The following is a 10,464-nucleotide window of genomic DNA, read 5'->3' as shown; positions in this document are numbered from 1 at the left end:
ATAAGGCACCTGGCTTACCATGAGAAAACAGGTGTAAGGTTTGGGTATCTTTTACTACCGCCTGTGTTAAGAGTTGTGCCTCTGGTAAACTTGCTTCTACAAAAACAGAAGATGGTTTATTAAGGGTATTTATTAGAGTAACCTTTTGAGCTTCCTCTACAACATTTGTAATCTTAATATTACTTGCTTGTAATACATTAAAATTAGAAATCACAGTGAGTGTGATTAGCATTTTAAAACCTATTGTTGCTAATTTTTTGCAGTGCGTAAAGTTATCTTTCATGATACCTATTAATTAATTTTTGTACTATAAAAGTGTGATTAAAATCTTACAATACCTAATAAAATGTATTATTTGTTATTTTTGGCACAACAGCAAACTATACAATTCCGTTTTAGTAATCTATCCTATCTGTCTGTTTTTATGAATTTTAATGGCTTACAGGGCGTGTTTTATGATTGGTTTTTAAACTAAAACGACCCTATTTTTTTGTAATATTCGGTTTAGACTTATAAAAATTAAATTTAAAAAAATCGGATGAAATGCTATTTTTAACCGTTAAACTACAACTTGCCAAACGATGCCTTACCAAAGGCTGAAGCCATTAATTGAGATAATAATTCATTATTTTTTAATATTTACCCGCATAACCCTATAGCGTACTGCCTCGCATTATGTTGTAGAATCTCTATATAAAAAAGTTCTTTACAGAGTTATTTAATTATAAAAGACAAAGGGCGTAGTTTGTTTATTTTCTCTATCTGTGAGTTTCTAAATTGGTAATTAATGCGGTCTATGAGAATAGATTTAGCCCTACTACAACAGCACCAAGAAGCTCTGCACCTTCTTTATCTAATAAACCACCTCTTGTTGCTGGACCTAATGAGACTTTTCCCAATATCTTTAATTGGTATTGCTGTATAATCTTAGGATGTAACGACCCTATTTACTAGGTCTTCAATAGATTTTACATAACCTAAACCAGGCACTAAATATTCAGCATTATTAATTTCAATAGTTTGTGCAGCAATGTTTTTATTACTTTCCTTATCTGCTTTTACAACCTGATGCAACCCAATGTTATATTGACGCATCAATTCTGGATTAATATCTACTTGGTATTCTTGGACATAACCACCAATGGAAGCTACTTCAGAAACACCACTTGCAGAGGATAGCGCATATTTCAGAGGGTAATCTTGAATACTCCGTAATTCTTGTAAATCCCAACCAGCAGTAACGTTTCTGTTTTTATCACGTCCTTAGAGCGTGTGCCAAAATATATGCCCTAATTCTGTTGCTTCTGGTCTCAAAGCAGCATTAACACCTTAAGGTCACAAACCACTTGGTCATGAGTGTCGTTTTTTGAGACTACGATTTCTGCTCCCGTAAAATTCTATATCTTCTTCAAAAAATGATATAGATACTTGAAAAGCCAAACTAAAAGAGAAAGATTACGTCCAACGCATTATGTAAAGGTTAAATCTCTGAAGCAAAAACTGATTCGCTTACAAGATCTTTATCTTGATGGAGAATTCAGTTCTACCGAATATCAAAAAGCTAAGTTTCGTAGTCATGGGCAATTAAAGGAGCTTAAAGATATGGAACAGTCATTTGAAAAATTAAAAAACTTGAATCCTTCGACAAGCAATTTGAAGTGTGTGATTTAGATTAAAAAAGACAACTCGTAGGATCGATTTTTCCAATTTTCCAAAAAAGTTTCTATTTGAAAAACTTCAAGTTCGAACCAAAGGTATATATCCAATTCTTCTCACAATTGCTAATGTGCATAGGGTCTTTAAAGGTAATAAAAAAAGGGACAAACCAAATAATATTGATTTGTCCCCGGATGTACTCAAGGTGGGAATCGAACCCACACTTCCGAAGAAATCGGATTTTGAATCCGACGCGTCTACCAATTCCGCCACTTGAGCCTTAAAATTGGATTGCAAAAATAGAAAATAATTTCTGTCAATCAACTAAAAATACTAGGTTTTATGTTTTTTGCTAGGCAAATATTTTTCTAAATTTGAATATATTTTTACAACTGCAACAAACTAACATAATACAACACAAAAAATGCCTTACGACTCAACTGAAGCAAAAATTTTTACTTGTACTCAAAGTAAATTTTTAGCTAAAAAAATTGCTAATGCCTATGGCGTTAAGCTTGGTAATGTTATCACATCTAGATACAGCGATGGCGAATTCCAACCATCTTATGAAGAATCTATTCGCGGCACCAGAATATTTATAATTGGATCTACACACCCAGGACCAGAAAACTTAATGGAAATGCTTTTGATGATTGATGCTGCCAAACGCGCATCAGCAAGACATATTACCGCTGTTTTACCTTATTTTGGATGGGCAAGACAAGATAGAAAAGATAAACCTCGTGTACCTATTGCAGCAAAGCTTGTTGCAAAAATGTTGGAAGCTGCTGGAGCTACACGTATTATTACAATGGATTTACATGCGGATCAGATTCAAGGCTTCTTTGAAAAGCCAGTAGACCATTTATTTGCTTCCACTATATTTTTACCGTATCTCAGGTCTTTAAATTTAGATAATCTTACTATTGCTTCTCCAGATATGGGAGGCTCAAAACGTGCTTATGCTTATTCAAAAGCTTTAGAAAGTGATGTTGTCATCTGTTACAAACAACGTGCTAAAGCAAATGTAATTTCTCATATGGAGCTCATTGGTAACGTTACTGGAAAAAATGTAGTGTTGGTCGATGATATGGTTGATACTGCAGGGACGCTTACCAAAGCTGCTGATTTAATGATGGAACGCGGTGCCTTAAGTGTTAGAGCAATTTGTACGCATCCTATTTTATCTGGGAGTGCCTACGAAAAATTAGAAAACTCTAAACTTGAAGAATTAATTGTTACAGACTCTATTCCTTTGACTAAAGAAAGTAAAAAATTAAGGGTTTTGAGTTGTGCAGACCTCTTTGCTGAAGTTATGCAAAACGTACATTATAATAAGTCTATAAGTTCTAAATTTGTAATGTAAACTTTCTAGGGTTTAAAAAACTAAATTTAAAAAAGGATAATTGGTAATATATTAGTACATTTGCAGCCCTCAAAAAGAGGTATTTAACTATTACAAATTAAACTTTTAAAAATGAAATCAATTACAATTAATGGATCTCAAAGAGAAAGCGTTGGCAAAAAATCAACAAAAGCCTTACGTAATGCTGGTCAGGTTCCTTGCGTTATATACGGAGGAGACAAACCATTGCATTTCTCTGCACTAGAGTTGGCATTCTCTAAACTTGTATACACACCAGACGCGCATACTGTTGTGATTGCCTTAGATAATGGAGAAACTTATAATGCAATAATGCAGGATATTCAGTTTCACCCAGTGACAGACAGAATTTTACATGTAGACTTCTATCAAATTTTTGAAAAGAAAGAAATTACAATGGATATTCCTGTTAAAACCGTTGGTAGCTCTAAAGGTGTTTTAAATGGTGGTAACTTAAGGGTTCCTTTCAGAAAGCTTAGAGTAAAAGCTATCCCTTCTAAATTACCAGAATTTATAGAAATAGATATTACGCCATTAAAAATTGGAAGTAAATTCTATATTTCTGAATTAAAGAATGATGACTTCAAATTACTGCACCCAGACAATGTTGTTGTTTGCCAAGTAAGAAGAAGTAGATTAGCAGTTATTGATGTTGAAGAAGATGAAGATGTAGAAACTACAGATGCAGCTCCAGCAGCTGATGCAGCGCAATAATAAAGTAGATATATACTTTTTTAATATATTAAAAGAAGCATTCTGTAATTCAGGATGCTTTTTTACTTTTGAATAAAGAAATAAGATGATGTTGAAATGGTTGACTAACCTTTTTAAAGCAAAAGAAAAAATTGACCCGATGAAAAAATTCTTAGTAGTTGGTTTAGGGAATGTTGGTGATAAATATGAAAATACACGACACAATATCGGATTTAAAATTCTCGATGAATTTGCTAAAACCGAGGAATTTTCGTTTTCTACAGATAAGCTTGGTGATATTGCTACCTACAAATTAAAAGGTCGGCTATTTATTTTCTTAAAACCTAGCACATATATGAACCTAAGTGGAAAGGCCATAAAATATTGGCTTGAAAAAGAAAAAGTTCCCTTAGAAAACTTACTCGTTGTAACAGACGACCTTAATTTACCTTTTGGAACATTGCGTTTAAAAACTAAAGGAAGTGATGGCGGCCACAATGGACTTAAAGACATACAGGATAAATTACAAACCACAAAATACAATCGATTTAGATTTGGTATCAGTGATAGTTTTTCAAAAGGCAGACAAGTAGATTATGTATTAGGCGAATGGTCTAATGAGGAAGAAAAACAATTACTAGAAAGACTTAAAAAGTCTATCGAAGTCATAAAGTCTTTTGTCTTATCTGGGATGAAAAACACAATGAATACTTTTAATGGTAAATAAAAAGGCTTCTCTAACGAGAAGCCTTTTTAAATATAAATCTGTTTGACTTTATTCGATTAGTTCGCTTTAGGAAAACTAATACGTATAAGAACTTCATGAGTTCCATCATTAGTGTTATTTAAAACTTCTCTTGAAGAACCTTCATAGGCATAACCTAAATCCATCCAATCGGATAAGTTGAACATTAACATTCCTGCCCAACCTCCAGTTGTTCTATACATAGCCGCTAATTCTAAACGCTCATTATATCTAAAAGCTCCTGTTAAGTCTGCCGCAATTGGAGCTCCACCAACGGATCTTACCATTGTAGATGGTCTAAATTCCCAATCACTTGAGATATCGAAGTTATAACCACCTGACAAATAAAAATGTGTTTTTTCATTAGCCGTAGTTAAACGACCGTTCTCCAAATTAATACGCTCACTTAAGAGTATTCTAGGAATAGATAATGAGACAAAATATTTATCATTCACTAAATAAGCACCAGCACCTACATTTGGTCTAAATCCAGTATCTAGATTTCCTAGAGCTGGATCTACAGGGAATGCTAAATTAGCTAATCCGCCACGGTCAAAATTATACGTACTTCCTCCTGCTTTGATTCCTAAAAATAAATTAGTAGCATCATTAAGCTGTAACTTATAAGAAAAATCAACCATGAAACTTGTGTTGTTTTCTACAAATACATTATCGTTAACAAGGCTAAGCCCTAAACCTACTTTATCACCTAAAGCTGTTTCAAAAAATAATGTCTGAGTTTCTGGAGCATCATTGACATTAATCCACTGACTTCTAAAGTTAGCTGTTAATCTTGATACACCATCAGCCCCTGCATAAGCAGGGTTGATAGCGTTCATTGTATATCTATACAGTGCGTAGTTTGGTTGTTGTTGAGCGTACATAACTCCAAATAACAACAATGCACCTATTTTTATTGAGTTTTTAAGAAAATTCATTGTTTTGGTTTTAATTAATTAATAGGCTTACTTAGAATATGATTACCATCCAACCTTTAATGATTGTATCTCCTGTACCTCCTTGGTCTAATATATAGTAATAAGATCCTGCTGGTAATATTTTACCTCCAGGTCCTGTACCATTCCAATCATTATTGTAATTGTTGGAAGCAAATACCTCATCACCCCATCTACTAAAGACTTTTACCTTAGTGCCAGGGAATCTTTGGATATTAATAATCGTCCAAGTATCGTTAATTAAATCTCCGTTAGGTGATAAAACATCGTTAGCTGTTAAGCCATCACAAACATCTCCCGTACCATCAAGGTCAATATCTGCCTGATCTGTGTTAGCCGTAAAAGGACAGTTATCATCTTCATCTAATACATCATCATTATCATCATCCGGATCACAAATATCTCCTATACCATCGCCATCGTTATCTGCTTGATCTGCATTAGGTGTAAATTGACAGTTATCATCAACATCTAATACGCCATCATTATCATCATCGTCATCACATAAATCACCTTCTCCATCTCCATCATTGTCGGCTTGATCATCGTTAAACACCAATAGACAATTGTCTACGTCATTTAAAACACCATCACCGTCAAAATCTTCTAAATCTACAAGTCCACATATATCTATAGACCAAGAGTTAAATGAGCCTCCGTCTCCGTCAACCATATCAACAACGGCTAATCCCCAAGTACCTCTTGACATTGTGCCATTGAATGTAGATAATGGTGTGTCTGGTATAAACTCCCCAGCAAATGGTCCTGAACCAGAACCTATTGGTGTTGTAGCATCATCGTCAAATACAGTATTCTCATAGTTATCAGAAGTGCCTCCGTTTTCAAAAGATAAGAAAATAAAGTCATCTATACCAGATGGAGGAATCAACGCAATTCTAACATCACCGTTCCAGGTATGAGTTATATCTACAGTAACATTTATATCTTCAATCATAAAATTATCTTCAACAAATACCTCAGAAATATAAACCTGTGGTTCATCCTGTTCTTCGGCAATTGCTATTGGCGTATCTTCAGATACTGCTGAATCACATACTTCTTGACACGCTTCACCTTGACCGTCATTATCTAAATCGGCTTGGTCAGGGTTAAAGGTATCAGGACAGTTGTCTTCATCATTAAGAATACCATCACCATCTCTATCAACGTCACAAACATTACCAATTCCATTACCATCATCATCTGCTTGATCAGTATTTGCCGTATCAGGACAGTTATCATCTGCATCAGCAATACCATCAGAATCAGCATCTGGTTGTGGCAAAATAGTACACACTTTTAAAGACCAGTTGACAATAGAACCGGTATCTCCACCTACTCCATCGGAAACAAAAAGTGACCATTCTCCTCCACTTGCTTCTCCCATGAACGCTGACAAGTCACCTTGTGGAGCAAACGTATCTGTAAAAGGAGCAGAAGCAAAATCTATAGAGTTACTAGAATCATTATCAAAAACAGTGTTTGTAAAGTTATCACCATCTCCTCCTACTCCTGAGGCTAAAACCACTGAAGTGCCAGCAGGACTAACTAAGCTTATAGTTAAATCATCAACCCAGGTATGCGTTATATTTACTGTTACAATTACAGAATTAACTGTGGCTGCTTCGTTAACGAGCAAAGAAGAACTAACACCTATTGGTGTATTATCTGGGATATCTAAAGGAACATCGGTAGAATCAAAATCGAAACACTCGATGTCACATAAATCTCCTATTCCGTCTCCATCCAAATCAGACTGGTCTGTATTTGCAGTTTCTGGACAGTTGTCATCTACGTTAAGTACAGAGTCACCATCTACATCATCATCACATATATCTCCAATATTGTCACCATCTAAATCTGCTTGATCAGCATTGGCTGTTGCTGGACAGTTATCAACTGCATCAGGAATACCGTCTCCGTCAGCATCTGGTTGTGGAGCACCGCATATTTCCAATATCCAATTATTTATAGTTCCAGTATCGCCAGAAAAAGCATCAAATGCTGTTAAAGTCCATGTTCCTGTTGCAATAGTTCCATTGAGTACAGACAAATCTCCTTGTGGAGCGAAAGTTCCTGTAAATGGTGGTGCTCCATCATTAATAGACGTGGCAGCATCACTATCAAAAACAGTGTCTGCATAATCGTCGCCGTCACCACCTAAAGCACTTGTAAGTGTTATTTGATCACCTGCTGGACTTGTTAAAATAAGTGTAAGATCAGAAACCCATGTGTGCGTTATATTAACAGTAACATTAACATCTGTTATTTCTGTAGCACTAACAATTTCTAATACAGAATTGGCTGGTGGACCATTTTGTGGCCCAAAGAATCCTGCTCCATCTGGAATAGCAACTGGAGTGTCTGTTGAATCATAATTTGTACATACAATATTTGCAGTAATAAAACTTGCTGTTAGGTATTCTCCTGGTGTACCACAGTCATTTACACCTCTTACTCTCCAAAAATATTCTGTATCTGCCATTAATGAAGTAGGAGAATACACTGTCATTGGAGCATCTACAACGCCTCCTTCTGCTATTGACGAGAATCCTGCATCAGTAGATACGTCAACCTCGTAAGCAAGAGCATTATCATTAACTTCCCATGATAACTCTACACTATCAGCATTTAAATCTGTTGCTGCGTCAGCAGGTGCAAGTAAAACTGGAGCTGCTATCATATCATTAAATACTGTGACATCTACAGGAACACTTTGAGATAAAGCACCAGATGTTCCTACAATATCAAAAGGATAATTACCAGTAGCTAATGTAGAAATCCCTGAAATTATTACTGTTACCGAAGTTCCGTCTGCAGTCGCAGAAGCAGGGCTAAATGCCGCTGTTACACCCATTGGTAACCCTGTTGCAGAAAAATCTGTTGGGTCTGTAAAACCAAGGAATGTATTATAAGTAAATGTGTAAGATGTTGTATCTGTTGGCAAACATACTTCCGTAGAAGAAGGGTCATCTGCAGTTAATACGTATTCAGACTCTTGAATAGAAAAATCTGCTGTATTAATTGCATAAAAGATGTTATTAGCACCCTTAACCATAACTCTAGCAGTTGATGTATCACCTCCAGTTATTGGTACTGATATATCTGCAGTTCCTGTATTTGGATAAGTGCCCGCTGCAAACGGAAACGTCATACCTCCATCTGTAGAAATAAAAACATCTACGTCTGTAGCATCAATACCGTTGGCGTCTGTTCCTGCCACATCCCATGTAATAGTTTGTGTAGAGCCCGCATCCCAAGTTTCATTTGTTGTTTGAGACGTTACGGCAAACGTAGCTCCAGTATCTACAACAGTAACCGTCATCTGATCAAAACTAGATTGTGGATTCTGACCTACGCCATCTGCCTCAGAACGATCTCTTACTATAAGTGCAAAGTTTAAGTCTCTATCTACAGTAGATACCGTTTCCCATGTAGAGTTGTCCGGAGAATCTAAGGGGTTAGTTTCGGTTAACTGACCTGCTAACACTCTTTCTCTTATTGGCATATTTCTAACAGGCGATGTGCTTGGAGGTCTAGATCTCCATACAGCACCATTGGTCTTAGTAGGGCCAAAATCTCCTGAAGTAGTTACACCATTATCTATCTGTTCCCAATTATATGTGAGAACATCTGAAGCGTCTGCGTCCGTAGCAGAACCTTCTAACATAAATGCTGCATCGCCTGGAATAGTATAATCTGGACCGGCATCTGCAACTGGAGGGTTGTTAGTTAAAGTAATTTCTGTTTGACATGTTTTAGTATCTAAGTTATTTAATACTTGATCAATACTTGCATAATGAAAATAAGGATCGCTATGATTTTGTACATCGTTAGCACCAGTAATACCTGCATAGCCCATTATAGTAGTACCACTGCCTGGCTCCATATTAACACCTGTACCTTCAGAATTAAAAGACCACGTGTGGTTTGCTCCCATTTGGTGCCCTATTTCATGAGGTACATAATCGATATCAAAAAAGTCATTCATGTATGGACCACCATCATTATCTAAAAAATCATGTTGTGAAAAACCAGAACCTTTAGCTCCGTCTTCACAAACACAACCAATACAACCTGCATTTCCGTTCTTAGGCCCAAAAGCAAATAAATGACCAATGTCATAATTTTCTTCACCAACTTCATTAGTCAATGTTGTTTGTAATGCGCCATTCAAACCACCAGCACCATAAGGGTCAGTGGCTGGATTAGGAAAAACTAATTCAGTTCCTGTAACCAGTGTAAAAGTGACAGCCATGTCTACTTCAAAAACTTCATTATTTCTGTTTAGAGTTGACACCACTTGCGCTAAACCATCTTCTTGTGCATCACCATTAGTATCATCACCATCATCCCAAAATTCTGTGTACTCACCATTTGTTGAGATAGCCATTCTAAAATCTCTTAGTATTTGGTCGTTAGCATCTCTACCAGAAATACCATTTGCATTTATAGGAAGTACTTCTGCGGAAGTTAAACATTCAAAATCCTTGACACTATTAACAATTGTACCTCGGTTGTATGAGATATAATCAGATGTATTTCCTTTACTTGTAGGCACCGTAAAAGATGTTGGCTTATCTAGATAAGATAACATAGTCTGAAGTCCTTGAGGTGTAACACTAAAACGTGCTCTTACTCCTGGCTCATCAACGGAATATCCAATATATGTTTTAATATTTGGATACCTTGCTGACAATTCAGCTGATAAAATAGGAGCTTCAACAACTCTAAATGGTTTTACCTCACCATTTTCGTTAGGTAAATAAATAATAGTTCTAGAATTGCTTACCGCATTTCGCATAGGAGCTCCAACCAAACCTGCTTTGAAGGTATTAAAGTCTAGATGGTAAGTCTCGTAATGTTCTTCATTAAGATTAGCATGCTTTTGCGAACTTTCAACACTTGTTTTTGACACGCTTTGCCAATAGTTTTGGCCAAATGCCGAAAACACACATGTAAGCATCATAACTGATAAAGCTAAATGTAATTTGTTTTTCATTTGAAGTGAATTTGATTAATATATCAAA

At 35.9% G+C, this 10,464-nt stretch carries 6 protein-coding genes, 1 tRNA gene and 1 pseudogene; 3 read left to right on the top strand and 5 right to left on the bottom strand.

Going from position 1 to position 10,464, the window contains the following annotated elements; genetic code table 11:
• The 3 genes and pseudogenes from HKP48_RS07030 to HKP48_RS07020 all read right to left on the bottom strand — a co-directional run.
• The coding region (locus tag HKP48_RS07030; protein ID WP_296344238.1) for a hypothetical protein at window positions 1-283 on the bottom strand (283 nt) is incomplete at its 3' end.
• A gap of 532 nt (window positions 284-815) precedes the next feature.
• A pseudogene (locus HKP48_RS07025) lies at window positions 816-1,441 on the bottom strand (efflux RND transporter permease subunit); the annotation flags it as partial.
• 412 nt (window positions 1,442-1,853) lie between these two features.
• Window positions 1,854-1,935, bottom strand: a tRNA-Leu gene (locus HKP48_RS07020).
• A 145-nt stretch (window positions 1,936-2,080) separates the two neighbouring features.
• Between HKP48_RS07020 and HKP48_RS07015 the strand changes: the two genes are divergently transcribed.
• The 3 genes from HKP48_RS07015 to pth all read left to right on the top strand — a co-directional run bounded on the left by HKP48_RS07015 (window position 2,081) and on the right by pth (window position 4,460).
• Window positions 2,081-3,022 (top strand): ribose-phosphate pyrophosphokinase, encoded by a 942-nt coding sequence (locus HKP48_RS07015; RefSeq protein WP_296344237.1) that lies wholly within the window; start codon window positions 2,081-2,083, stop codon window positions 3,020-3,022.
• A 111-nt stretch (window positions 3,023-3,133) separates the two neighbouring features.
• On the top strand, window positions 3,134-3,754 hold the full coding sequence (locus HKP48_RS07010; RefSeq protein WP_296344234.1) for a 50S ribosomal protein L25/general stress protein Ctc: 621 nt from the start codon (window positions 3,134-3,136) through the stop codon (window positions 3,752-3,754).
• Window positions 3,755-3,893: 139 nt separating this feature from the next.
• Window positions 3,894-4,460, top strand: coding sequence for an aminoacyl-tRNA hydrolase (gene pth, locus HKP48_RS07005; protein ID WP_296344231.1), 567 nt, complete (start codon window positions 3,894-3,896; stop codon window positions 4,458-4,460).
• A 56-nt stretch (window positions 4,461-4,516) separates the two neighbouring features.
• Here pth and HKP48_RS07000 read toward each other — a convergent pair whose 3' ends face one another.
• Together HKP48_RS07000 and HKP48_RS06995 are read right to left on the bottom strand one after the other, a co-directional pair.
• Complete coding sequence (locus HKP48_RS07000; protein ID WP_296344229.1) at window positions 4,517-5,416, bottom strand: type IX secretion system membrane protein PorP/SprF; 900 nt, start codon at window positions 5,414-5,416, stop codon at window positions 4,517-4,519.
• Window positions 5,417-5,447: 31 nt separating this feature from the next.
• Window positions 5,448-10,436 (bottom strand): thrombospondin type 3 repeat-containing protein, encoded by a 4,989-nt coding sequence (locus HKP48_RS06995; RefSeq protein WP_296344227.1) that lies wholly within the window; start codon window positions 10,434-10,436, stop codon window positions 5,448-5,450.
• Window positions 10,437-10,464: the final 28 nt, after the last annotated feature.

Origin of the sequence: Winogradskyella sp. (assembly GCF_013042245.1) — a bacterium.
In the GTDB taxonomy this organism is placed as follows: domain Bacteria; phylum Bacteroidota; class Bacteroidia; order Flavobacteriales; family Flavobacteriaceae; genus Winogradskyella.
Note: the sequence above shows the minus strand (reverse complement) of the source record. Positions and strands in the feature narration are given on the sequence as shown.